The following is a 24,695-nucleotide window of genomic DNA, read 5'->3' on the forward strand; positions in this document are numbered from 1 at the left end:
ACTGGGCGTACACGAGGAGGAACCGACATGCCTGCAGTGACCGTCGAGAACCCGTTGACGCTGCCCCGCGTGACCGCGCCGGCCGACGCCGTGGCCCGTCCCGTACTTGCCGTCACGACCGCTCCGAGCGGTTTCGAGGGCGAGGGCTTCCCGGTACGCCGGGCGTTCGCGGGGATCAACTACCGCCATCTCGACCCGTTCATCATGATGGACCAGATGGGCGAGGTGGAGTACGCGCCGGGCGAGCCCAAGGGCACCCCCTGGCACCCCCACCGCGGCTTCGAGACCGTCACGTACATCATCGACGGGATCTTCGACCACCAGGACTCCAACGGCGGTGGCGGCACCATCACCAACGGTGACACCCAGTGGATGACCGCGGGCTCGGGCCTGCTGCACATCGAGGCCCCACCCGAGCATCTCGTCGTCTCCGGCGGGCTCTTCCACGGCCTGCAGCTGTGGGTGAACCTCCCGGCCAAGGACAAGATGATGGCCCCGCGCTACCAGGACATCCGCAGCGGCTCGGTCCAGCTGCTCACCTCCCCCGACGGCGGCGCGCTGCTGCGCGTCATCGCCGGTGAGCTGGACGGCCACGAGGGTCCCGGCATCACGCACACGCCGATCACGATGGTCCACGCGACCCTCGCGCCGGGCGCGGAGCTCACCCTGCCGTGGCGCGAGGACTTCAACGGTCTCGCGTACGTCCTGGCGGGCAAGGGCGCGGTCGGTGCCGAGCGGCGCCCGGTCCACATGGGCCAGACGGCCGTCTTCGGCGCGGGCTCCTCGCTGACCGTCCGCGCGGACGAGAAGCAGGACGGGCACACGCCGGACCTGGAGGTCGTCCTGCTCGGCGGACAGCCCATCCGCGAGCCGATGGCCCACTACGGTCCCTTCGTGATGAACACCCGTGAGGAACTCCAGCAGGCGTTCGATGATTTCCAGAAGGGACGGCTGGGAACCATCCCGGCCGTGCATGGAATGTCTGAGGGTGGCTTGCAGAGCCGCTGAGCCGGGTAACGTACGACACGGCCCGAAGCCGCAAACTCCTGTTGCGACTTCGGGCCTTTCTTGTCGGTGCCGTTACGGCAGCACGTAGAACGGGGCGCCGTTCGGAGCGCGTCCCACCTGACGTACGCATTCCTGCTCGGACAGCAGCTCAAGGCTGTCGTGGACACGGTCGGGTGACAGCCCGGTGCATACGGAGATCTCCTCCACGCTGTAGCCGGCGCCTCCGTGCAGCAGTGCCGGGGCCAGGTGGGCCGCCACCGCGTGGACGTCCTCGGTGACGACGAGGTTCCTGGCCTTCCAGTTGGCCAGAAGCTGCTGGGGCGTCAACTCCGGTGCCTGGACGGGGCGGGCGCGGTCGTCGGAGCGGCGCAGCGTCCTGGTGATGTCGCGGAGCATCTCGGCGATCGTGTTCTGCTTGTCGTCGATCTGCCGGAGCGCCGCGTCCGTCCGGGCGCCGCGCTCTTCGAGCCGGACGAGTGCGTCGGCGAGCTGTGGCGGTACGGCGTAGGCGGTGGGAGCGGCGGGTTGTTGTACGGGGGCCGGTTCCAGGGAGTAGGAGCCGTCGCGCTGGATGGTGGCGATGACCTCGGAGACCCAGGTCTTGAAGGGCTGGGCCGAGGGTTTGGTGCAGGCGTTCACCAAGCGGATCAGACCCTGGAGATCGATGACGTTCATGTCTCGTCGCCACTCCCGACCTGCGGGAACGCTGAGAGAGTAAGCTCCAGTTACGCTCTCAAGCGTCTCTCGGTGCTCTGCGGGGACATGGTCCGCGAGAGTTTTCCGAGGATTGCTGTACCCCAGCTCTTTGAGTACATCCGCCGCGGGAAACCAGTGCGTCCCGTCCGGCATCGTCAGCCTCCGCACCCGTGCCCCGGTGGCCGCGTACACGAAGTCGTTGATGTCGATCGCGTCTTTGCGCGTGTTGTTCTGCTCGTTCATCGAGCATCACCTCCGCGTCGAAACGTAGGCGCGCGGAGGTGTAACTCGCCCCGATAGCAAGGATGTTCACCCGAAAGTAGACAGAAGCATCGATTCTGTCGATCGCGTCAGCCCTTCACGCCCTCGACGAACGGCTGGCGCCTTCGAGGACTTCAAGAAGGGACGGTCACTCCGTTTCGGGTTTCTCCCAGGTAGTGACGTCCATGGTGACCGAGGACAGGCCGTTGTCGTCCTTCTGCCAGCCGAGGAAGGTGATGGCCGCGGCCCGGTTCTCGTCGGTGAGCACGCAGGCGGTGAGCCCCTTGCGGATGTTCTTCTGGTCGATGGTGAACCCGAAGTCGGTGGCCGCGGTGCAGTTCTCGGCGGTCGCGGGGCCGTCGACGGTGGCGAGGTCGCCGCTGTCACCGCCGATGGTCCAGCCGTTGCCGTTCGACGGCATGGAATAGGTGATGTCGGAGAACCCATTGGTGAAGTCCAGGTCCACGCTGCCCGAGGGCCGCAGCACCACCTTGCGGTGCTCCCGGACCACCGCCGGTCCCGTGTTGCCGGCGGCCGCCGGAGCCGCGCTGCCGGGCCGGGACGCGGGCGGGCTGGACGCGGGCGGGCTGGACACGGTCGGCGCCGGTGCTGTCGTGGGGCCCGTTGCCGAGGTCGCCGTGTTCGGGTCCGAGGCCGCGTCGGCGCCCGACGTCACGCTCGTGCCCGGCCCGGCCCCCGTGCCCCCGGCGCTGCCCTGGCCGTCGAGCCACTGGTAGGCGATCACGCCGACCGCGGCGACCGCGGCGACGGCCACCATGGCGGTGGCCGGGCCCTTGTACGAGAGGCGGCCCAGTTTGACCTGGGTGGAAGGGTCGCGTTGGCCGCCGCCTTCGTACGACACGGAGAACGAGGACCTCTTGCCCCGGTCCTCCCGGGATGCGGACTTGCCCATGCGACTTCCTTGCCTGCGGTCGGAATGCGGCCAGGGCAGTCATCGTGCAGGGGGTGCAGGGGACGTCGCCGTCACTCACCCGACGGTCACCCGAAAGGGTGGATTCGGTCAGCGAGTTGACGAGAGCAGGCGCTACAGGGACCAGGAGCCGTCGCCCGAGCCGTTCGTGGACTCGTAGAGCTCGAACCAGATGCTCTTGCCCTCGCCGCGCGGATCCACGCCCCACGTGTGCGCGAGCAGTTCGATCAGCACCAGGCCGCGGCCGGACGAGGCCAGTTCACCGGGGCTGCGGCGGTGCGGCAGGTCGTCGCCGGCGTCGGTGACCTCGATGCGCAGCCGCCGCCCGCCCACCTCGCCGGTGATCTCGGCGACCAGCAGCGCGTCGGAGTCGGTGTGCACCAGGACGTTCGTCAGCATCTCCGACAGCAGCAGCACCGCCGAGTCGACCTGGTCGCGCGAGGCCCAGTCGTGCAGCAGCTCGCGCAGCTGCTGGCGGGCGACCGCGACCCGCTCGGGCTCGGCCTGCGCGACGGTCAGCACCGAGCGCCGCGCCGGAGGCCGTACGGTCATCGCGTCGCCGCAGCCGCAGCCCCCGCCCTCGCGGCTCAGCAGCAGCACCGCGATGTCGTCCTCGCGGCGGTCCGCCAGCGGGCCGGTGGTGTGGTGCGAGGACGGCCCGTGCACGGCCTGCACCAGGGTGTCGGCGAGCTCCTCCAGATCGCCCTTGTGCTCCTCCAGGATCAGGCGCAGCCGCCGCCAGCCGGTCTCCAGGTCGTGGCCGCCGGTCTCGAGCAGGCCGTCGGTGCAGATCAGCATGGTCTCGCCGGGTTCCAGGGTGAGCCGGGTCGTGGGGTAGTCGGCGTCCGGGTCGATGCCCAGCGGCAGCCCGCCCGACGTCGGCCGGGTCATCACCGTGCCGTCGGCCATCCGGATCGCCGGGTCCGGGTGTCCGGCGCGGGCGATGTCCAGCACTCCGGTCGACGGGTCGACCTCGACGTACACGCACGTCGCGAAGCGCGCGTCGGCCGGGTCCTCGTCGCTGATGCCGTGCAGGAAGCGGGAGGCCCGCGACAGCACCGCGTCCGGGCGGTGGCCCTCCGACGCGTAGGCCCGCAGGGCGATCCGCAGCTGGCCCATCAGGCCCGCAGCCCGGACGTCATGGCCCTGTACGTCACCGATGACCAGCGCGAACCGTCCGCTGGGCAGCGGGATCACGTCGTACCAGTCGCCGCCGACCTGGAGCCCACCGCCGGTGGGGACGTAACGGGCGGCGACGCTCATGCCCGGGATGCGCTGTGGTCCGAGCCTCGGCAGCATCGTGCGCTGGAGGCCGTCGGTCAGGGCCCGCTCGCTCTCGGCCAGGCCCGCCCGGGTCAGGGCCTGTGCCAGCATCCGGGCCACCGTCGCCAGCACGGACCGCTCGTCGGGGGTGAACGCCACCGGGTAGGTGAACGCCGCCATCCACGCCCCCATCGTGCGTCCGGCCACGGTCAGTGGGAGGAACGCCCAGGAGCGGCGGCCGAAGCGCTCGGCGAGTGGCCAGGTCAGCGGGTAGCGGGCCTTGTACTGCTCGGCGGAGGACAGGTACACGGCCCGGCCGGTCCGCACCACCTCGGCGGCCGGGTAGTCGGTGTCCAGCGGCATCTCCGAGAAGGGGTTCTCGGTGCCCCGCTGCTGCCCGTGGTGGCCGATGACCGTCAGGCGATCGCCCGACACCCCGAACACCGCCAGACCGTCCGGCGAGAAGCCGGGCATCGACAGGTTGGCCGTGACCCGCAGGACCTCCTGGGTGGAGCGCGCCTCGGCCAGTGCCCGGCCCGCGTCCAGCAGGAACGCCTCCCGGGAGCGCCGCCAGTCACCGGTCACCGCGCTGCGCCCGGCCGGGGTGCCCGGCGTCGGCTCGGTGACCTCCTGCAGCGTGCCGATCATCCGGTACGCCTTGAGGGCCCGGTCGAAGGACGGTTTGGAGCGGCTGCGGACGATCCGGACGACCCGGCCCTGCTCGTCCATGATCCGGATCCGGACCTCGGCGAGGGTGCCCTCGGCCACGGCCAGCTGGATCACACCGGTGATCTCGTTCCAGTCGACCGGGTGCAGCCGGGCCCGGGCCTGGGCTTCCGTGAGGCTGACCTGTTCGGCGGGCAGCCCGAGCAACCGGGCCGCCTCGGCATCGACCGTGACCAGCCCGGTGGCGGTGTCCCAATGCCACAGGCCGGTCGCGAGGGCGGCGAGGGCCTCCCCCACGGCGGGCAGAGGCTCGCCAGTGCGCATTGCCCTACTTTAAGAAGACGCGCTCGCCCGCTGCCACCGATGGCGACACGCGCCGCAGCGACGGCCACCGCGTGCGCGATCGACAACTGGGGAGAGCTGATCTTCGCCTGCCCGGTACGCTGGGGAGGCGTTTCACGTGAAACACAGACCCCGATCAGCGAAGACTGGATGAACGACGATGCATCGGTACAGGTCCCACACCTGCGGCGAGCTCCGCTCCTCTGACGTCGGCAGCGACGTCCGGCTGAGTGGCTGGCTGCACAATCGGCGCGACCTGGGCGGCATCCTCTTCATCGATCTGCGCGATCACTACGGCATCACGCAGCTCGTGGCCCGTCCCGGCACCCCTGCTTACGAGGCCCTCGACAAGCTCTCCAAGGAGTCGACCGTCCGCGTCGACGGCAAGGTCGTCTCCCGGGGTGCCGAGAACATCAACCCCGAGCTGCCGACCGGTGAGGTCGAGGTCGAGGTCGGCGAGGTCGAGCTGCTCGGCGCGGCCGCCGCGCTGCCGTTCACGATCAACACCGAGGACGGGGTCAACGAGGAGCGGCGCCTGGAGTACCGCTTCCTGGACCTGCGCCGCGAGCGCATGCACAAGAACATCATGCTGCGGTCGTCGGTGATCGCTTCGATCCGCTCGAAGATGGTCGCCCTGGGCTTCAACGAGATGGCGACGCCGATCCTGTCCGCGACATCCCCCGAGGGCGCCCGTGACTTCGTCGTCCCCTCCCGCCTGAACCCGGGCAAGTTCTACGCCCTCCCCCAGGCGCCCCAGCAGTTCAAGCAGCTGCTGATGATCTCCGGCTTCGACCGGTACTTCCAGATCGCGCCCTGCTTCCGTGACGAGGACGCCCGCGCCGACCGCTCGCCGGGCGAGTTCTACCAGCTCGACATCGAGATGAGCTTCGTCGAGCAGGAGGACGTCTTCCAGCCCGTCGAGAAGCTCATGACCGAGCTGTTCGAGGAGTTCGGCGGCGGCCGCCACGTCACCTCGCCGTTCCCGCGGATCCCGTTCCGCGAGGCGATGCTGAAGTACGGCTCCGACAAGCCCGACCTGCGCGCCCAGCTCGAACTCGTCGACATCACCGACATCTTCGAGGGCTCGGAGTTCAAGGCGTTCGCCGGCAAGCACGTCCGCGCCCTGCCCGTGCCGGACGTCTCCGGCCAGCCGCGCAAGTTCTTCGACCAGCTCGGCGACTACGCCGTCTCGCAGGGCGCCAAGGGCCTGGCCTGGGTCCGCGTCGCCGAGGACGGCTCGCTGTCCGGCCCGATCGCGAAGTTCCTCACCGAGGAGAACGTCGCCGAGCTGACCAAGCGCCTGTCCCTCGCGGCCGGCCACGCCGTCTTCTTCGGCGCGGGCGAGTTCGACGAGGTCTCCAAGATCATGGGCGCGGTCCGGGTGGAAGCCGCCAAGCGTGCCGGGCACTTCGAGGAGGGCGTGTTCCGGTTCTGCTGGATCGTCGACTTCCCGATGTACGAGAAGGACGAGGAGACCGGCGCGATCGACTTCTCGCACAACCCCTTCTCCATGCCGCAGGGCGGCCTGGAGGCCCTGGAGAACCAGGACCCGCTGGACATCCTCGGCTGGCAGTACGACATCGTCTGCAACGGTGTCGAGCTGTCCTCCGGCGCGATCCGGAACCACGAGCCGGAGATCATGCTCAAGGCCTTCGAGATCGCCGGGTACGACCGCGAGACCGTCGAGGAGAAGTTCGCGGGCATGCTGCGGGCCCTGCGCTTCGGCGCCCCGCCGCACGGTGGCATCGCCCCGGGCGTCGACCGCATCGTGATGCTGCTCGCCGACGAGCCCAACATCCGCGAGACCATCTCCTTCCCGCTCAACGGCAACGCCCAGGACCTGATGATGGGCGCGCCGACGGAGCTGGACGAGGCGCGGCTGAAGGAGCTGCACCTTTCGGTGCGCAAGCCGCAGCCGAAGTAGTTCTTTCGCGTTCTCCTGGACGCCCGTGAGTGGCTCGGAACCGGCGCCGGTTCCGAGCCACTTTCGTATTGCAGGGCTCTCACCCAGCTCTCACCAAGGCTCCTGACAACCGTGCTCCCTAGCTTCCTTCCCATGACGGAACAGGAGACGGCCCCAGGGCCGAAACACAAGAGGGACCTGACGCGCCGCAAGGTCCTCGTCGCGGGGGCCGGTGCGGTGGTCGCGGCGGGGGTCGGCGGCTCGTTCGCGGCGGGCGCGTTCGCCGGCGAGGAGACCACGGCCGCGCGGGGCAAGACGGCCGGGACCTCCGGCGAGGCCTGCTACAGGCTGACGTCCGAGACGACCGAAGGCCCCTACTACATCGACGCGGACAAACTCCGCCGGGACATCACCGAGGACCAGGAGGGCATCCCGCTCACCCTGCGTCTGAAGGTGATCGACGCCGACACCTGCAAGCCGCTGGCGAACGCGGCCGTCGACGTCTGGCACTGCAACGCGCTGGGCTTGTACTCCGGGTACGAGGCGATGGGCAGCGGGGGCGGCAGCGGTGGCGGAGGCGGCGGCACACCGCCCTCCGGCACCCCGACCGGCTCTCCTACCGGGAGCCCGACGGGTGCGCCCCCGGGAGGCGGCGGCGGGGGCGGCGGGGGTCACGAGGAGCCCACCGACGACGAGCGCTACCTGCGCGGAACGTGGCGGACGGACAAGAAGGGCGAGGTCGTCTTCCGCACGGTCTTCCCCGGCTGGTACCAGGGCCGCTGCGTCCACATCCACACCAAGGTGCATGTGAACGGCACCTGGACCGACGCGGGCTACGAGGGCGGCACGACCTGCCACACCGGGCAGCTGTTCTTCGACGAGGCGTCCGTGCTGGCCACGGCCGAGGTCGCGCCGTACTCCACCAACACCACGACCCGCACGACCCTCGACGAGGACACCATCTACCCGGGCAACGGCACCGAGGGCGGGCTGCTGAAGCTGAAGTACAAGAAGGGCGCGATCGCGAGGGGCGTCGTCGCCGCGCTCACCATGGGCGTCGACCCCGAGGCGACGCACGACGGCACGGGAGACGGGGCGCAGCCGGGCACGTCGGCATCGCCCTCGGCGTCGGCGGCCACGGGCTGACGACGGTGCGTGGGGCGGACGTGAGCAGGCCGGTCCTGACCGTCCGCCCCGCCGCCCCGCATCGTGATCATCCGGGGCCTGGCGATCGCGGTGACGTTTCATCCACAAGGTGTGGATGTCCTACGGCTTGCGCTTCCCGCTCGGCGTCGCGAAGGCCGGCTTCTTCGGGGTGGGCGCGACGGTTCGTGGTAATCGTGGTCGGCCGAACGAGAACGGGGACGCGTGTGGACGACCACGAGGACCGGATACTGGCCGATGAGCTCGCCTCGCTGGCTGCTGCCGTCGGGGCTGGGGGTGGCTTGACCCGCTTCGTGGCCAGGCTGATGAGGAAGAACGTTCACGAGATCGACCTGGCCGTCGCCCTGCCGTTCGACGACGCCGTCGAGCGCGTCGCCTCCGTTCTCGAACGAGCCGGGCGCAGGGTCGACCCGGTGCCGGAATCCGGTGAGGGTCAGCGGACGATCCGTGCCGTCGTGGGCGGTGGCGCAGGCGGTATGAACCCGGTTGTCGTCACCGCCCGGGTGACCAAGGATGGGGCTTTCGACGCGCAGATCCGACTCCGTGCTGCCGCCAAGGAGGGTTTGATCAGGCAGCGTGCTGGCGAGCGGACCGCTACCCGTCTCGCGGCGTTGCTGACGCCCTAGCAGTCGGAGAGCCTCAGCGCCGCTCGCCGGTGCCCGGGGCGATTGGCGCTGGGCAGAGGTTCGGCAGATCGAGTTCTGCCCATACGGTCTTGCGGGGGACCGGACCGAGCAGCACGCCCCAGCGGTCGGCGAGGGCCTCGACGAGGAGGAGGCCGCGGGTCGCTCAGTGTTCGACGAACAGGTCGTCGGCCGTAGTAGCCGTCAAGGAGCGGTCGAACCAGAGGGTGAGAGTGTCGAGGTCGGTGCAGGTGGTGATGCGATCCCGGACTGCCGCGGGTACCCGGATGCCACGCTTCTCCAGCACGCTCAGGATCGACTCGGCTTTGCCCTCGGCCTTGCCCTCGGCCTTGCCCTCGGCTTTGCCCTCGGCTTTGCCCTCCAGGTACGTCTCCTCGAAGAGGGTTCCCCTGCCCGGAAAGTATGTGGCGACCATCTTCTCCAGCTCTCTCCATGTCTCCCGGACCGGAGTGTTCTCCAGTCCGACTTCGAGCCACTCGCACCAGTACTTTGCTGTGGCTCGGTCGAACGACCGCATAGCGTGGGCCAGCATTTTCAGTATGGCGGGGGCGTTTGCGCTTTCGCTATGGACGATGGCCGAGAAGGTGGCCAGTGCCGGGTGACGGGCTACGACGGACTCGTCGATGATGGGCGGAACATTGTCAGGGCCCAGCACGAAGGGACGGGTGATCTGCGTTGCCTAGCTTCGGACGCGACACTCGAAGGGCCCCGCCGCCCAGGACGCGGTCCGTCGGCTCTTGCAGACAGCGACGAGCAGCACAGGCATGGCGTACTTGGCGTGCAGATACGCCACGTAGTAGGACCAGCTGATCCCCTTGTCCGGGGCCCGGGCGGTCTGGGACTCAACGGCGATGAGAAAGCCGTCTCCCTCGGACGGCTCGACCTTGAGCACCGTGTCCACCCGACGCTCCAGGGGCTTGATCTCCGTGGCATCGGGTGTGAGCGCTTCGATGATCGCCTTCGCGGGTGGGGGCAGACCCAATGCCTCGAAGACTGGAGTGAGAACCTCCGGATGGTCCTGGAAGATCCGGTGTGAGGTCTCATGGGTTGATGTGACCATGTGCGCAAGCTAGGCCCGCCCCCCGCAGCCCCTGGCATATGCAGCACATAGTGCTGCGTTCACTCTTTCGGGCTTGGGAGAAACGTTCCCGGCCTACCTCGCCACGAACTGCGTCAGGATCGCCTGGACCTCGTAGATGTCGACGCCCTTGGTGAAGGTCTTCTCGATGGGGGCCGGGGTGCCGGAGATCCAGATCTTCAGTTCGGCGTCCAGGTCGAACGTGCCGGCCGTCTCCACCGAGAAGTGGGTGATGCTGCGGTAGGGGACCGAGTGGTACTCCACCTTCTTGCCGGTGATGCCCTGCTTGTCGATCAGGATCAGGCGGCGGTCCGTGAAGAGGATGGTGTCGCGGATCAGCAGGAACGCGGCGTGCACCTGCTCGCCGTGGCCGAGGAGACGGGCGTAGTCCTGCTGGGCCGACTGCGGATTCACGGTGTGCGCGTTGCCGAACAGTGCCATGGTGTCCCCCGGTTGGTTGCCCGGACCGCCTGGTGGGCCGGATGCCTCACTCATCCTACGAACAGGGGCCGCGGAGGGCGATGAGCCTGAGGACGAGCCGGTCGGAGAACGCGTCCGCCCCCAGGAGGAGTTCCCCCTAGGGGCGGGCGTGGGGCGGGAGTTACTCGGACTCGCCGCCGAAGCGCTCCTTGTACGACTCCAGGTCCTCGTCCGTGAGCTTGGCGAAGAGGACCGGCGGAATGGTGAACGGGGTGCCGGCCGGGACGGCGGTGAGGGAGCGGGCCTCGTCCGCGGTGACCCAGGTCGCCGTGTCGTTCCCCAGGGAGAACGCCTCGCGCATCTTCTTCGCCGACGTCGGGATGAACGGCTCGGAGACCACCGCGTAGAGGTGGATCAGGTTCATCGCCGTACGGAGGGTGAGCGCCGCGCCCTCCGGGTTGGTCTTGATCTCCAGCCAGGGGGCCTTCTCCTCCAGGTAGGAGTTGCCCGCCGACCACAGGGCGCGCAGCGCGGCCGCCGCCTTGCGGAACTGGATGGCCTCCATCTGGGCCTCGTACTCCGCGAGCAGGCGGGCGATCTCGTCACCCAGCTTCGTCTCCGCCTCGCCGGGCTCGGCGCCCGCCGGGACCTCTTCGCCGAAGCGCTTCCTGGAGAAGGACAGGACGCGGTTGACGAAGTTGCCGAGGGTGTCGGCCAGGTCCTTGTTCACCGTGGCGGTGAAGTGCTCCCAGGTGAACGACGAGTCGTCCGACTCCGGGGCGTTCGCCATCATGAAGTAGCGCCAGTAGTCGGCCGGCAGGATGTCGAGGGCGTCGTGCGTGAAGACGCCCCGGCGCTGGGACGTGGAGAACTTGCCGCCGTAGTAGTTCAGCCAGTTGAAGGCCTTGATGACGTCGACCTTCTTCCACGGGGCGCGGGTGCCCAGCAGGGTCGCCGGGAACATCACGCTGTGGAAGGGGACGTTGTCCTTGCCCATGAACTGCGTGTAGTGGACGTTCGCGTCCGACTCCCACCACCACGAGCGCCAGTCGCGGTTCTCCGGGTCCTGGTCCGCCCACTCCTTCGTCGCGCCGATGTACTCGATCGGGGCGTCGAACCAGACGTAGAAGACCTTGCCCTCCGCGGCGAGGTCCGGCCAGGTGTCGGCCGGGACCGGGACGCCCCAGTCCAGGTCGCGGGTGATCGCGCGGTCGTGCAGGCCCTCCGTGAGCCACTTGCGGGCGATGGAGGAGGCCAGGACCGGCCAGTTGTCGGCGCGCTCGTCGACCCACGCCTCGACCTCGCCGGCCAGCACCGACTGCAGGAGGAACAGGTGCTTGGTCTCGCGGACCTCCAGGTCGCTGCTGCCGCTGATCGCCGAGCGGGCGTCGATCAGGTCCGTCGGGTCCAGGACGCGCGTGCAGTTCTCGCACTGGTCGCCGCGGGCCTTGTCGTAGCCGCAGTGCGGGCAGGTGCCGATGATGTACCGGTCGGGCAGGAAGCGGCCGTCGGCGTTCGAGTACACCTGGCGGATCGAACGCTCCTCGATGAAGCCGTTCGCCTTCAGCTCGCGGGCGATCTCCTGCGTGATCTCGTGGTTCTGCGGGGAGGAGCTGCGGCCGAAGTAGTCGAAGGCCAGGTTGAAGCCGTCGTAGATCGCCTTCTGCTGGTGGTGCGCCTCGGTGCAGAACGCGTCCACCGGGATGCCCTGCTCCTTCGCGGCGAGCTCCGCGGGGGTGCCGTGCTCGTCCGTCGCGCAGATGTAGAGGACCTCGTGGCCCTGCTGGCGCAGGTAACGGGAGTAGACGTCCGCCGGGAGCATGGACCCCACCATGTTGCCCAGGTGCTTGATCCCGTTGATGTACGGAAGGGCGCTGGTGATGAGGTGTCGAGCCATCGCGGGCTGCTCCCAAGTCGCTACGCGGGGTGACGATCTCGTGGTCTCGGTCGTCTACGAACCTTGAAATCGTAGCTGACATGGGTGCGCCGCCCGCCTCCCCTTTTGCGGGGTGGGACGCGGGCGGCGGCGAGGTGGGGTGGGGGTTACGGGCGCCAGTTCGCCAGTACGCCCTCGTAGAGCTCCTTGTCCGTGAGCTCGCGAGGTGTTTCGCCGGCGAGGAAGTGGGACGTGTTGGGGGTCTTGAGCTTGCGGAGGTAGTCGAAGGCCTTGTTCTCCGGGTCTCCGAAGGCGACGAAGGAGAAGAAGACGGCGGGGTGGCTCTTGGCGGCGTCGGTGAGGGCCTGGTTGGCGGGGGTCTTCGCGTCCGGGGCGCCGTCGGTCTGGAAGACCACCAGGGCGGGGGCGGCGGGGTCCGCGGTCTTGTCGTGGTGGGCGAGGACCGCCTCCACGGCCGCGTGGTAGCTGGTGCGGCCCATGCGGCCGAGGCTCGCGTGCAGGTCGTCGATCTTGTTCTCGTGCTCGGTGAGGGTGATCTCGCCGGTGCCGTCGAGCTCGGTGGAGAAGAAGACGACCGGGACGGTGGCCTCGGGGTCGAGGTGCGCCGCGAGGGCGAGGGTCTGCTCGGCGAGGGCCTGGGCGGAGCCGTCCTTGTAGTACGGGCGCATGGAGGCGGAGCGGTCGAGGACGAGGTAGACCTTGGCGCGGGTGCCCGTGAGGTCGTTCTTCTCGAGGGTGGTGGTGGCGGCCTTGTAGGCGGTGGTGAGGCCGGGGGCGTGCTTCTTGAGGGCGGCGAGGGTGAGGGCGGGTCCGGCCTCGGCTTCGCCTTCGGCCGGGTTCTTCTTCCCACCCGCACCATCCGTGCGGCTTTCGTCGCCGGGTGCGGGTGGCCCCTGCGGCGCGGTGTCGCCGTCGGCGGCCGCGGGCTCGGGGGTCTTCTCGGACTTCGTCCCGGAGTCGGCCTCAGCCTTCGGCGTGGCCTCGGGCTCGGCCTTCGTCGTGGCCTTCGTCGTGGTCTTCTTCGTAGTCCTGGGCTTGGCCTTCGGCTTCGTCTCGGCGGACGCCTTGTCGGCGGTCACCGCGTCGGCCTCGGCCTCGGCCTCGGCCTCGGCCTCGGGGGTCTTCTCGGACTTCGTCCCGGAGTCGGCCTCAGGCTTCGGCGTGGCCTCAGGCTCGGCCTTGGGCGCGGCCTTCGGCTTCGCGTCGGCTGCGGGCTCGGGCTTCGGTTCGGCCTCGGGCTTCGGCTCGGGCTTCGGCTCTGCGGGCGTCTCCGCCTGCGGCTCGGGCTTGGCGTCCGTCTCCGCCTCTGCCTCCGCCTCCGCCTCCGCCTTTGCCTCCGCCTCTGCAGGCTTCTCCGCTGCCGTCGGCTTCGGCTCCTCGGTCGTCGCCGGGGCGACTGCGGCCGGTTCCGGCGTCTCCGTCACGGCCTCCGCATCCGTGGCCTTCTCCGCCGCGGCAGGCTCCGCCGTCTCCGGCTCCTCGACAGCAGTCGGCTCCGCGACCACCGCCGGCTCCTCGGCAGCCGCCTTCTCGGCACCCGCCGATCCCTCGGCACCCGCCGGCTCCGCCACAGCCTCGGAGGCCCCGGAACCCGCCGGCTCCGCCACAGCCTCGGAGGCCCCGGCACCCGCCGGCTCCTCCGCCTCCGCCCGTTCCGCCGAAGCGCCCCGCTCGCCCTCCGTCGACCGCGTCGGCCTCGGGACCGTCACATGGTCGAAGGCCGCCGAGACGAGGTCGTGTTCCCCGGAGTCCGACGTGCGGGGCTCGGGGACGCCGGCCGACGGCGTGGGCTGCGGTTCCGGGGAGGGGGACGGGACCTTCGGGTCCGTGGCGGGGGGTGACGCGGGCGCGGCAGCGGCCTCGCGGCCGGTGTCCTCGCTGGTCAGGCCCTCGGCCCCGCCGGTCTCGCCAGCGGTCGCCGTACGCGCCGCACCCTCCGCCTCGGCGGTTTGTGACTTGCGGGACCGTCCGAACGCGTTCCGCAACCGAGTGAGAATGCCCATGTGCGCGCAACCCTTCGCGTGAGTTGAAGCCCGTCAATCCCTGGCCAGGACGGACACGTAAGGTTAGCGGCCCTCCTGTGTGATCTTGGGCAGGGTCTGTTGTGCCGGGCCCACTCTGTCAAGAGCGCATCCGGCCGGTGCGGGTGTCGCCGTGCTGAATCGCCACAACCCCCGTACGGCAGCCGGGGGTTCATTCGTTGTTCACCTGGGCGCCCGGCTACCGCACGTATGCGCACCTACGGTCACGCTGACACCAAGGGCATCCCAGGGGAGAGTAAAGTGCGCAAGCTGCTGCCGTTGATCGGGACTCCGTCCGGTTCGCACCCCGGCGGCCGGTCCGCCATGACCTGTCGTTTCCGATGTGGTGACGCCTGCTTCCACGAGGTGCCCAACACCAGCTCCAACGAGTACGTCGGTGACGTGATCGCCGGTGCGATCGGCCGCCGGTCGATGATGCGTGCCGCGGCCGTCGTGACCGTGGCCGCCGCCGGGGCGGGTGCCGTCGGTGCCGCCCGGGCCCCGCAGGCCGTCGCCGCACCGGCCGCGGGACCGGCCGCCGCCGCGGCCTCGGAGACCGCCCGGCGCAAGACCAAGGGTGCGCGCGGGCTGCGTTTCGCACCCGTCGCGCCCAACACCGCCGACACGGTCACCGTGCCGCAGGGGTACCGGCAGAACGTCGTCATCCGCTGGGGCGAGCCCATTCTGCGCGGGGCGCCCGCCTTCGACCCGGAGAAGCAGACCGCCAAGGCCCAGGCCGGGCAGTTCGGGTACAACTGCGACTTCCTCGCCCTGCTGCCGCTGCCCGGTGAGCGCGGCCGGCAGCTGCTCGTCGCCAACCACGAGTACACCGACGAGATCCTGATGTTCCGGGGGTACGACGCCGCCCGCCCGACCCGGGAGCAGGTGGAGATCGCCTGGGCCGCGCACGGGCTGTCCGCCGTCGTCGTGGAGGGGGACGGCAAGACGGGCAGGCTCACCCCAGTCCCCCGGCACCGGCTGAACCGGCGCGTCACCGCCACCACCGAGTTCCGGCTGACCGGGCCCGTGGCCGGGTCCGAGCTCGTGCGGACCTCCGCCGACCCGAGTGGCACCAAGGTGCTCGGCACGATCAACAACTGCTCGGGCGGTGTCACCCCGTGGGGAACGACCCTGCACGGCGAGGAGAACTTCAACCAGTACTTCGCGAACAGCGGCCGGGCGACCGACAAGCGGTACGGCATCGGTACCGGGGCGAGCGAGCGGAAGTGGGAGAGGTTCGACAAGCGGTTCGACGTCGCCCAGGAGCCGAACGAGGTGCACCGGTTCGGCTATGTCGTGGAGTTCGACCCGTACGACCCGGACTCCACGCCCCGCAAGCACACGGCCCTCGGACGGTTCAAGCACGAGGCCGCGACCGTGCGGCTCACGCACGACGGCCGTCCCGTCGTGTACTCCGGTGACGACGAGCGGTTCGACTACTTCTACAAGTTCGTCGGCAGCAAGCGGATGCGCCACGGCACCTCCCGGGCCGTCCGCGAGCACAATCTGTCCCTGCTCGACGAGGGGACGCTGTACGTCGCCAAGCTCACCGGTGACTCCCCGGCGATCGAGATCGACGGCACCGGCAAGCTGCCCGGCGACGGCGAGTTCGACGGGAGCGGTCAGTGGATCCCGCTGGCGACCGCCACCGCGAAGGGTGCCGTCTCGCACGTGGAGGGGATGAGCGCCGAGGAGGTGTTCGTCTTCACGCGGCTCGCCGGCGACAAGGTCGGCGCCACCAAGATGGACCGGCCCGAGGACATCGAGCCCAACCCGGTGACGGGCAAGGTGTACGTCGCCCTGACGAACAACACCAACCGGGGTGTCGGCTCCAACGCCTGGGCGGACGAGGCCAACCCGCGCAACGCCAACAAGCACGGACACGTCCTGGAGCTCACCGAGCGGTGGAACCGGCCCGAGAGCACCCGGTTCGCCTGGTCGCTGTTCCTCGTGGCCGGTGACCCGGACGACCCGGCGACGTACTTCGCCGGGTTCCCGAAGGACGCCGTCAGCCAGATCTCCTGCCCGGACAACGTGGCCTTCGACCCCTACGGCAACCTGTGGATCTCCACCGACGGTGCCCAGCTCGGCTCGCACGACGGCCTGTTCGGCGTGGCGACCCGGGGCGAGCGGCGCGGCGAGCTCAAGCAGTTCCTGACCGTGCCGAAGGGCGCCGAGACCTGCGGCCCGATCGTCCAGGACCGGCGCGTCCTGGTTTCCGTGCAGCACCCGGGCGAGATCGACGGCGCGTCCGTGGAGCGGCCCGCGAGCACCTGGCCCGACGGGCCCGGGACGTACGTCCGCCCGGCCGTGGTGGCCGTGTGGCGCGCGGACGGGTCCGACATCGGCGTCTGAGCCGCAGGTCGGCGCCCCTGCTTCAAGGAAGGGCCGGGCTCGGCGGTCTGAGGTGGCCGCCGGGTGCCGGCCCTTCCGGCGCCCGCCACTCGCGGTACGCCGGTGCCTGCCGGGCCACCTCCCCGTACGCCTCCTCCAGCGCGGGGTAGACGCCGTCCAGGACGGTCTCCGTGCGGGCCGCGGCGAGCAGCCGCACGCCGAGCGGGTCGCCCTTCAGGCGGCGCACCGCCATGTCGGGGCGCGGGGTGCGGGTGGGCTGGCAGACGGTGACGACCTCGCCGGTCGCGACCAGGGCGTCGGCCGTGTGGTAGTCGCCGTGCAGGACGTGCGGGCTGACGCGGGCGTCGCGGAACATCCGCTGGACGGCGTCCCATTCGCCGTCGACGGTGGGGTCGATCATCCAGCGGTCGCCGGCCAGGTCGGTCAGCTCGACCTCCTGCTTGGCGGCCGCCGGATGGTCGACGGGCAGGGACACGCACTGCGGTTCGCGCTCCACCAGGACGCGCAGCCGGAGCTCCGCGGGGATGCGCAGCGGACAGTCCTCCACCTCGTGCACGAAGGCCACGTCGAGCTGGCCGTCGGCGACCATGCGGAGCAGCGCGTTGGGGGAGACGTTCATGTGGAGGCTGGGGTTGCGGCCGTGGGCGCGCAGCCGGCGCAGCCAGCCCGCGAGGGCCTTGCTCGCCGTCGAGCCGACGCGCAGCTCGGTGCCGCCGGACGCCGCCGCCCTCGCCTCGGTGACCAGCAGGTGCAGGTCGGCCATCAGCGGGCGGGCCCGGCTGAGGACCAGGCGGCCCAGCGGGGTGGGGCGGCAGCCGGTGTGGGAGCGCAGGAAGAGCGGCCCGCCCAGCTCCTGCTCGATGCGCCGCAGCTGGGTGCTCAACGACGGCTGGGCGACGCCCAGCTGCCGGGCGGCGCGGTGCAGACTGCCGGTGTCGGCTATGGCGCACAGCGCGCGGAGGTGTCTCACCTCGAGCTCCATGCTCTGTGAGGCTAAGGCGGAATCGCGGCGTTAACCAGCCACATAATCCATCGCTTAATTAGGTGAATTGGGCAGCCGATAACCCGGTCCTATCCCTGGTTGCCATCATCACAGGCGCCGCACAGGCACCGAGACTCACCGGTGAGACTCAACCCCACCCAAGGAGTCCTCGATGCGAAAGTCCCTGTCTTCCCTGGCGGTTCTCGGTCTCGGCCTCACGATGGCCGGGCTCGGGACGGCTGCCCCCGCCGCGGCGTCCCCGGCCGCGGAGCCCCACGCCGGATTCGTCGCACAGCCGGCCGAGTCGGCCGAGTCCGCCGCGTCGGCCGCATCCGACGCGAACAGAGCCTTCTTCCAGGCGGTCCTGAAGTCCGTCGCCGAGAAGCGTGCCGAGAACCCGAGTGCCACCGCGGCCGTCACCGTCGTCTACGACGCCTCCCGCGCGCCCACGTTCAGCGCCCAGATAGCGCGCAGCACCCAGATATGGAACAGCTCGGTGTCGAACGTGAAGCTCCAGTCGGGCTCCGCCGCGGCGGCCGACTTCAGCTACCGGGAGGGCAACGACTCCCGCGGCTCGTACGCCTCCACCGACGGTCACGGCAGCGGCTACATCTTCCTGGACTACCGGCAGAACCAGCAGTACGACTCCACCCGGGTCACCGCCCACGAGACGGGTCACGTCCTCGGTCTTCCCGACCACTACTCGGGCCCGTGCAGCGAGCTGATGTCCGGTGGCGGCCCCGGCCCGTCCTGCACCAACGCGGTCCCGAACGCCACCGAGCGGTCCCGTGTCAACCGGCTGTGGGCCAACGGCTTCGCGGCGGCGATGGACAAGGCCCTGGAGAAGTCGGCCCGTTAGGACCCCCATGCGGATACGGCCGCCCTGTCACGAGGGGCGGCCGTATTCGTGTGGGCGCACCGGGCCGGGTCAGCGGCGCGCGTGGAGCGTGAGGTCCGTGACGACCGCGCGGTGGTCGGTGCCGGCCAGGGCCAGGATGCGGGTGCGGCTCGCGCCGAAGTCCCGCGAGACGAGGACGTGGTCGATCTGCGCGCCGAACGCCGGGGCCGTCCGGGCCGGCCAGGTGGCGGTGCGGTCGGAGCCGTCCAGGCGGGAGGCGTCGCTCAGGCCGGTGTCGAGGATGCGGCGGAAGGCCGCGTGGTCCTGGGAGGCGTTGAAGTCGCCGGCCAGGACGAGAGGGGTGGCCGGGTCGGAGCCGGCCGCGTCCCGCAGGGCGCCGAGCTCGCGGCGCCAGAGGTCCACCTGGCCGGGCAGCGGGGGCATCGGGTGGGCGAGTTGCAGCCGTACGGCGTGCCCGTCGACGTCGGCGACCGCCCCGGGCATGCCCATCGTGCCGGGCACGCCCGCGGTGGGCCGGAGCCGGAAGCGGCTGAGGATGACGGAGCCCTCGGAGCCACCGCCCTCCACGGCCCGGCGGTGCGGGTAGTCCGGGGAGAGGTCCCGCTTCAGCAGGGCGTCGCAGGCGTAGTCGCACTCCTCCACGAAGACCACGTCCGGTTTCTCGCGGCGGACGGCTGCGACGAGGGAGCCGGTGCCCTGGCCGAACTCGACGTTGGAGGTCAGGACGCGCAGGCCGGCGACCGGGCGGCCCACCGGGTCGCCGACCTTGCCGTACGGCTCGATGAACCAGGCCAGCAGCCCGAGCAGGATCACGCCCCAGACGGCTCCGGGCCACCAGCGGGACAGCAGGGTGAGGAGCAGTCCCGCGGCGGTGGGGACGAGCAGCCAGGGGAGGAAGGCGAGGAGCTGCGGGACGGGGGTCATGCCGTCGCTGTCGGCGGTCCGGAAGCCGACGACCACGCTCACTCCGGCGAACAGCAGCCCCGCGCACCGGGCGCCGAACCGCCGTCCGGGCGGGCGGTGCTCGCGCCCGTCGTCCCTGGCGGTCCACTCGGCAGCGGCGGTGTTCAAGGCCCGGCCTTCCGTTCGCGGGGTGGGATGCGCGAATCCTCCCTCACAGACGGGGCGGGGCGGAGGAAGGTTGCCGGGCGTCGACCCGGGCCAGGAATTCCTCCAGCGCGTGATCGAACACCTCCGGGCGTTCCAGGTTCGGCATGTGTGCCGCCCCCTCGACGATGTGCAGCCGGGAGTCAGGGAGGGCCGCGTGCATCGCCCGGGCGTCGGAGACCGGGGTGAAGGTGTCGTCTGCCCCCACGACGACCAGGGCCGGGACGGAGACGCGCGGCAGCAGGGCGGTGTAGTCGGGGCGGCGGGCCCGGGCGCGCAGGGCCGCGGCGGCGCCCTCGGGCGCGGTGGCCGTCATCATGGCGTGGACGTGCGCCTTGACCTCGGCGGAGGCGTACGGGGCGACCATCCGCTCCAGGACCTCGTCGGCGTAGCCGCGCATGCCCTCGGTGAGGAGGCGGTCGGCCATGGTGTCGCGGATGCGCACGCCCTCGGGGGTCTCCTCCGCCGGGAAGGTGTCCGCGAGGACCAGGCCGCGGACGCGCTCGGGGAACAGCCGGTAGCAGTCCATGACGATCTGCCCGCCCATCGACAGGCCCGCGAGCACGAACGACTCCACCTCCAGTTCGTCCAGCAGGGCCTCGATGTCCCGGGCGAACGCGGAGAAGTCCGTGACGGCCGGGGCCGTCGGGGAGGCGCCGTAGCCGCGCAGGTCGGGGGCGATGACACGGCGGGTACCCGGGAACCTGTCGAGTTGCGGGGCCCACATCGTGCGGTCGAAGGGGTGGCCGTGGACGAGGACCAGGGGCAGCCGATGCGGATCGGTGCCTTTGTCCTCGTATGCGAGGAAGGGTGCCATGGCGTCGACCCTAGGGCGCCCGACTACTCGGTGCAATAAGATCTTTGCTCTCGGTGCAATCCAAGGGGGAGACCGGCCGATGAGTGACTACCGGCGCATCGCCGACCGCATCGCCGACGACATCGCCACCGGACGGCTGCGGCCCGGCCAACGGCTGCCGCCGCAGCGGGCGTTCGCCCGGCGGCGGGGCATCGCCTCCTCGACGGCCGGGCGGGTCTACGGCGAACTCGTGCGCCGCGGCCTGGTCGTCGGCGAGGTCGGGCGCGGCACCTTCGTACGGGCCGCACCGGCCGGGCCGACGGGGCAGGCGCTCGTCGAGCCCGCCCCGGTCGCCACCCCCGTCAACCTGGAGCTCAACTACCCTGCCGCACCCGGCCAGCCGGAACTGCTCGCCCCGGTGCTCGCGCCGCTGCTGCGTCCCGACGTGCTGGCCGAGGCGCTGTCACCGGCCGCCGCCACCGGCACCGCGGCCGCCCGGGAGGCCGCGGCCTCGGTGCTCACCACCCCGGGCTGGCGTCCCGCCCCGGAGCGGCTGCTGTTCACCGGCAACGCCCGGCAGGCGATCGCCGCGGTCCTGGCCTCGCTGGTCCGGCCGGGCGGCCGGGTCGGGGTGGAGCAGCTGACGTACCCGCTGGTCAAGGAGATCGCGTCGCGGCTCGGCATCACCCTGGTGCCGCTGGCCGGGGACGCGGCCGGGCTGCTCCCGGAGGCCGTCGCCGCCGCGCACCGCACGGCCCCGCTGTCCGCCCTCTACCTGCAGCCGACGCTGCACAACCCGACGTCCCGGACGACGAGCCGGCCGCGGCTGCTGCAACTCGCCCAGCTGCTCCACGACCTGAACCTGCCCGTGGTGGAGGACCGCATCTGGTCCTTCCTCCGGGAGCCCGGTGATCCGCTCGCCGTGCACGCCCCGGCGCTCACCCACGTCGTCGACGGGCTCTCCAAGCGGGTCGCCCCGGGGCTCACCGTCGGCTTCCTCGTCGTGCCCCCGCACCGGGTTGCCGCCGTGGCCGACGCCGTGCGGTCGGGCGGCTGGAGCGCGGGACGGTTCGCGCTGGAGGCAGCCGTGCGATGGGCCGGGGAGGGGACGGTGGCGCGGCTGGTGGCGGCCAAGCGGGCGGACGCCGCACGACGGCAGCGGATCCTCGCCGAGGAGCTCACCGGCTTCGCCGTAAGGTCCGATCCGGCGTCCTCCTTCGCCTGGTGGGAGCTGCCCGCCCCGTGGCGCGCCGACACCTTCACGGCCGCCGCCGCCGCGCACGGCATCGCCGTCACGCCCGGGCCCGCCTTCGCCGTCGCCTCCGGGCACACCCCCGACGCCGTCAGGCTCGGCCTCGCGTCGGCTCCGGAACCGGATCTGCGGCGGGCACTGCGGACCCTCGCGCACGTCGCCGCGCGGCGAGCCGGGGACCGTACCGGCCCGTGACCCAGGTGCACGCCGCGACCGCCAGCCCCAGGACGCACAGCAGCCAGGACACCGTGCGCAGGGTGGCCGTGAGGGCGTCGTAGACGGCTCCCGCGGCCGGGCGGTGCAGGGCGTCGGGCAGGTCGGCGAGGGTGAGGCGGCGGCCGATCGCGACGGCCAGGACCAGCAGCGCGCCGCCCAGCGCCGTACCCAGCCCGAGGGCGGTGACCGCGCGGCGGCGGCAGGCGGCGACGGCGATCCCGGCGACCGCGAGGACGGCGGCGGTGAGCGGCAGCCAGAAGGCGGCGGTGTCCAGCACGTGGTACCCCTTGCGCAGTCGGTCCGCGTCGTCGGCCGGGAGCACCGGGATCCGCGTGTGCGTGACCGGGATGCGGCGGGCGAACGGCACGTGGTCGTCGGCGAGTTGCCGTTTGAATCGGGTGATGACGGGAGCGGGGTCGACGGTGACGGGGGTGCCCTTGGCGCCGTCGTCGCGCAGGGCGCGCAGCACCGCGTCGTGAACGGCCCGGTTCGCCGCGTCCCAGGCCGCGCGATACGCCTCGGTGCGGGTGAAGGAGCGCGCCGCGTCGTGCACGAAGGGCCCGGCCGCCCCGTGCAGCGGGCCGGTGCCGGCCCGGCGTCCGGCCTCCCGCAGGACACCGTCCCCGACGGCGTCCGCGACCGCGCGCCGCACGTCCGGGTCGGTGGCGAGCGGTGCCATCGTCCGGACGTAGCGGCCGGTGTCGGTGAGTCCGTGGGCCGCCCAGGAGGCGAGCGCCCCGAACGGCACGAGGAGGCACGCGAGGAGCAGCAGAACGGCCGACAGGACGTTCCGCGATCGTGGGGGCGCCTTCCCGGCCAGGGGCGCCCGGTCGCGCTCGGACACCCTTCCAGGCAAGACGCACCGGGCCTGACCCGCGAGCGCTGCGACGCCGTCCGGCCGCCCGCCTGCCGTGCCGCGGGGCCGTGCCACCTGCGAGAAACGGTTTCGCGGGAGCGCTCCGGCGGGACCCCCCGAACGGGTGTCCCGAGTGGTGTCCCGAGCCTCTTCAGCCGATGCGCCGGCCCGCGGCGTCCTCGTGCGTGTAGTAGCGGTAGAACACCATCGCGAAGACGGCTGCCCCCACCACCAGCCCCAGGCCGCTGGAGCTGTACACGGACGCACCGGACTGGCTGTACAGGAAGCCGACCGCACAGCCCGAGAAGACGAACCAGCACACCGCGTGCAGCTCACGGGGCAGCAGCGGCGCCAGCGCGCACACGGCGGCGAACACCAGGGCGAACACGAGCGCCGTGACGAAGCCGAACAGCAGGTTCCAGCCGGTGATGGGCCCGGCGTCGCGCCGGATGGCAGCGGCCCAGTAGCCGTAGGTGAGCCCGAGCACGATGGGCAGGCCGACCTTCACGGCGAGGTGGACCCGCGGGCCGAAGACGTCGGGCCTGCGCCGGGGCATGGTCATCGTGCGTGAGACGGGTGCCGCGTGAGCCATGACAGCTCTCCTCTCTGTCCCTGCCCCTGCAACCAGCGCACACCGGCGCGCGGCCCGTGGCAAGTCGGCGGAGCGGACCGGACCGTGGACGCTGCCGTTGCGGCGCCCTCAGCGGACCGGGGCAGAAGCCCCCGAAGGCGGACGTTTGCGGTCCTGGGGCCCACCTTTGCAGCCGCAGCGGTTACCGTGCTGACGTACGTGATCGACACAGGGGGTGGGGCGATGCCCGGAACCGTGCTGCTGCTGGCGGCCTCGCCGGTGGGCAAGGGGCGCCTGGTGGACGCCGCCTCCGTGCTCCCCGTCCTCGCCGCCGTGGCGCCCGCCGTGCTGTCCGGCACCGAGACCGCCAACGTCGTGGAGCTCGCCGACCCGCTGGAGCCGCAGGCCGTCCTGACCCGGCTGCGCGCCGCCGCCGCGGCCCCCGGTCCGCTCACCGTGTACGTCACCGGCCAGCTCCAGCTCGACCGCCGCCAGCGCCTGCCCCACCTCGCGCTGGCCCGCACCACCCCCTCCACCGCCCGCTACACCGCCTTCCCCTGGCACTGGTTCCGGGAGGAGCTGCGGCTCAGGCCCGCCGGCGCCACCACCCTCCTGCTCGACCTGCACGCCGACGCCGAGACCTGGGAGCTGCTGCGGAGCACCCCGCTGGACTCGGGGCGGGGCAACGCCGTCCACGGGCGGATCGCGCCCCCGCCGTCCCGACGCGGCGTCGCGCAGCCGGCGTACATGAAGGCCGTCGCGACGATCCTGCGCAGCGGGTTCCGGCCGCCCGTCGAGCAGTTGCACCAGCAGGCCCTGACCCGGATCGCGCCGGAGAGCGCGGGCAAGGACCTGGTGCTGAGCACGCCCGGCCCGGCCGCAGGGGATCCGCACGCCGCCATCACCGCCGCCGTCCAGTCCGGCCGGCACGCCGACGCCGACGCGCTCGCCGCCCGGCACGAACAGGCCGCCGTCACCGGCCACGGGCCCGCGTCCGAGGAGGCCCTGCACTGGGCCGAAGTGCGGGCCGACCTCGCGATGTTCGCCGGGGACGCGTCCCGCAGCTGCCGCACCTGGCTGATGATCGCCACCGCCCGCCTGAACGCCGGGCAGGCCCCGGACGCCCCCGCCGTCGAGGCCGCCGTGGACCGGGCGCACCACCAGTGGGGCCAGGTACGCGAGCCGGCCCCGGCCCGCGAACTGGGCGCCGCGCTCGCCGCGTTGCGCGGGCGGGTGCCCGGGCGGCGCGAAGGGGCGCTGGACCATGTGCAGCGGCAGCTGAGGCAGTTGCAGACCCAGGGCTGAGCCGTGTCCGTCGTGTGCGCCTGGCGTGAAGGGGGCGTGCAATGGCTTGCGCGGGTCACGTCACGGGTCTGCCGCCGGGGCCCGCCCCGGTGTCATGATGTC

The 24,695-nt window shown here is 71.5% G+C and carries 21 protein-coding genes and 1 pseudogene; 8 read left to right on the forward strand and 14 right to left on the reverse strand.

Annotated elements, in window-relative coordinates; all coding sequences use genetic code 11:
* Positions 1-27 precede the first annotated feature (27 nt).
* On the forward strand, positions 28-1,008 hold the full coding sequence (locus tag ADK65_RS13495) for a pirin family protein (protein WP_053670263.1): 981 nt from the start codon (positions 28-30) through the stop codon (positions 1,006-1,008).
* Positions 1,009-1,080: 72 nt separating this feature from the next.
* Here ADK65_RS13495 and ADK65_RS13500 read toward each other — a convergent pair whose 3' ends face one another.
* From ADK65_RS13500 to ADK65_RS13515, 3 genes are all read right to left on the reverse strand, one after another.
* Positions 1,081-1,947 (reverse strand): Bro-N domain-containing protein, encoded by an 867-nt coding sequence (locus tag ADK65_RS13500; RefSeq protein ID WP_063788008.1) that lies wholly within the window; start codon positions 1,945-1,947, stop codon positions 1,081-1,083.
* A 166-nt stretch (positions 1,948-2,113) separates the two neighbouring features.
* Positions 2,114-2,878, reverse strand: coding sequence for a hypothetical protein (locus tag ADK65_RS13510; protein WP_053670269.1), 765 nt, complete (start codon positions 2,876-2,878; stop codon positions 2,114-2,116).
* Positions 2,879-3,010: 132 nt separating this feature from the next.
* Positions 3,011-5,149 carry a SpoIIE family protein phosphatase gene (locus ADK65_RS13515; RefSeq protein WP_053670272.1) on the reverse strand — a complete coding sequence of 713 codons (2,139 nt, stop codon included), beginning with the start codon at positions 5,147-5,149 and terminating at the stop codon, positions 3,011-3,013.
* 178 nt (positions 5,150-5,327) lie between these two features.
* Here ADK65_RS13515 and aspS point away from each other — a divergent pair, with 178 nt between their 5' ends.
* The 3 genes from aspS (at position 5,328) to ADK65_RS13530 (ending at position 8,860) form a co-directional block, all read left to right on the forward strand.
* A complete protein-coding gene (gene aspS / locus ADK65_RS13520; protein WP_053670274.1) occupies positions 5,328-7,091 on the forward strand; it encodes an aspartate--tRNA ligase in 1,764 nt (587 codons plus the stop codon).
* Between the two features lie 132 nt (positions 7,092-7,223).
* Positions 7,224-8,216: an intradiol ring-cleavage dioxygenase gene (locus ADK65_RS13525; protein ID WP_053670276.1), complete on the forward strand. Its 993-nt coding sequence runs from the start codon at positions 7,224-7,226 to the stop codon at positions 8,214-8,216.
* Positions 8,217-8,440: 224 nt separating this feature from the next.
* Complete coding sequence (locus tag ADK65_RS13530; protein ID WP_199825620.1) at positions 8,441-8,860, forward strand: hypothetical protein; 420 nt, start codon at positions 8,441-8,443, stop codon at positions 8,858-8,860.
* Between the two features lie 13 nt (positions 8,861-8,873).
* Here ADK65_RS13530 and ADK65_RS39240 read toward each other — a convergent pair.
* The 6 genes and pseudogenes from ADK65_RS39240 to ADK65_RS13550 all read right to left on the reverse strand — a co-directional run.
* Positions 8,874-9,017, reverse strand: a pseudogene (locus ADK65_RS39240) (ATP-binding protein); the annotation flags it as partial.
* Positions 9,018-9,023: 6 nt separating this feature from the next.
* Entirely contained in the window at positions 9,024-9,533 is a 510-nt protein-coding gene (locus ADK65_RS39775; protein WP_324614266.1) for a hypothetical protein, read from the reverse strand.
* Positions 9,534-9,557: 24 nt separating this feature from the next.
* A complete protein-coding gene (locus tag ADK65_RS39780) occupies positions 9,558-9,938 on the reverse strand; it encodes a hypothetical protein (RefSeq protein WP_324614267.1) in 381 nt (126 codons plus the stop codon).
* Positions 9,939-10,031: 93 nt separating this feature from the next.
* On the reverse strand, positions 10,032-10,397 hold the full coding sequence (locus ADK65_RS13540) for a PH domain-containing protein (protein ID WP_053670278.1): 366 nt from the start codon (positions 10,395-10,397) through the stop codon (positions 10,032-10,034).
* A gap of 160 nt (positions 10,398-10,557) precedes the next feature.
* Positions 10,558-12,273 carry a methionine--tRNA ligase gene (gene metG, locus ADK65_RS13545; protein WP_053670280.1) on the reverse strand — a complete coding sequence of 572 codons (1,716 nt, stop codon included), beginning with the start codon at positions 12,271-12,273 and terminating at the stop codon, positions 10,558-10,560.
* Between the two features lie 146 nt (positions 12,274-12,419).
* Entirely contained in the window at positions 12,420-14,276 is a 1,857-nt protein-coding gene (locus ADK65_RS13550) for a VWA domain-containing protein (protein WP_053670281.1), read from the reverse strand.
* A 279-nt stretch (positions 14,277-14,555) separates the two neighbouring features.
* On the opposite strand from ADK65_RS13550, the gene ADK65_RS13555 reads away from it, so the two are divergent.
* Positions 14,556-16,649, forward strand: coding sequence for a PhoX family protein (locus tag ADK65_RS13555; RefSeq protein ID WP_053670283.1), 2,094 nt, complete (start codon positions 14,556-14,558; stop codon positions 16,647-16,649).
* Between the two features lie 22 nt (positions 16,650-16,671).
* Here ADK65_RS13555 and ADK65_RS13560 read toward each other — a convergent pair whose 3' ends face one another.
* A complete protein-coding gene (locus tag ADK65_RS13560) occupies positions 16,672-17,631 on the reverse strand; it encodes a LysR family transcriptional regulator (RefSeq protein ID WP_053670285.1) in 960 nt (319 codons plus the stop codon).
* Positions 17,632-17,803: 172 nt separating this feature from the next.
* On the opposite strand from ADK65_RS13560, the gene snpA reads away from it, so the two are divergent.
* On the forward strand, positions 17,804-18,490 hold the full coding sequence (gene snpA, locus ADK65_RS13565; protein WP_053670287.1) for a snapalysin: 687 nt from the start codon (positions 17,804-17,806) through the stop codon (positions 18,488-18,490).
* Positions 18,491-18,559: 69 nt separating this feature from the next.
* Here snpA and ADK65_RS13570 read toward each other — a convergent pair whose 3' ends face one another.
* Complete coding sequence (locus ADK65_RS13570; protein WP_053670289.1) at positions 18,560-19,561, reverse strand: endonuclease/exonuclease/phosphatase family protein; 1,002 nt, start codon at positions 19,559-19,561, stop codon at positions 18,560-18,562.
* Positions 19,562-19,604: 43 nt separating this feature from the next.
* Positions 19,605-20,414, reverse strand: a complete 810-nt coding sequence (locus tag ADK65_RS13575) for an alpha/beta fold hydrolase (RefSeq protein ID WP_053670291.1) — start codon at positions 20,412-20,414, stop codon at positions 19,605-19,607.
* A gap of 79 nt (positions 20,415-20,493) precedes the next feature.
* Here ADK65_RS13575 and ADK65_RS13580 point away from each other — a divergent pair, with 79 nt between their 5' ends.
* Entirely contained in the window at positions 20,494-21,840 is a 1,347-nt protein-coding gene (locus tag ADK65_RS13580; RefSeq protein WP_053670293.1) for a PLP-dependent aminotransferase family protein, read from the forward strand.
* Here ADK65_RS13580 and ADK65_RS13585 read toward each other — a convergent pair.
* Both ADK65_RS13585 and ADK65_RS13590 read right to left on the reverse strand, forming a co-directional pair.
* The gene (locus tag ADK65_RS13585; protein WP_053670296.1) at positions 21,737-22,705 is read right to left on the reverse strand and encodes a hypothetical protein; all 969 of its coding nucleotides are present in this window, start codon (positions 22,703-22,705) and stop codon (positions 21,737-21,739) included. The genes ADK65_RS13580 and ADK65_RS13585 overlap by 104 nt on opposite strands.
* A gap of 163 nt (positions 22,706-22,868) precedes the next feature.
* Positions 22,869-23,309 carry a hypothetical protein gene (locus ADK65_RS13590; protein ID WP_053670298.1) on the reverse strand — a complete coding sequence of 147 codons (441 nt, stop codon included), beginning with the start codon at positions 23,307-23,309 and terminating at the stop codon, positions 22,869-22,871.
* Positions 23,310-23,531: 222 nt separating this feature from the next.
* On the opposite strand from ADK65_RS13590, the gene ADK65_RS13595 reads away from it, so the two are divergent.
* Entirely contained in the window at positions 23,532-24,593 is a 1,062-nt protein-coding gene (locus ADK65_RS13595; RefSeq protein ID WP_053670300.1) for a hypothetical protein, read from the forward strand.
* Positions 24,594-24,695 lie beyond the last annotated feature (102 nt).

The sequence above is a fragment of the Streptomyces sp. NRRL B-1140 genome, from assembly GCF_001280065.1.
Classification (GTDB): Bacteria; Actinomycetota; Actinomycetes; order Streptomycetales; family Streptomycetaceae; genus Streptomyces.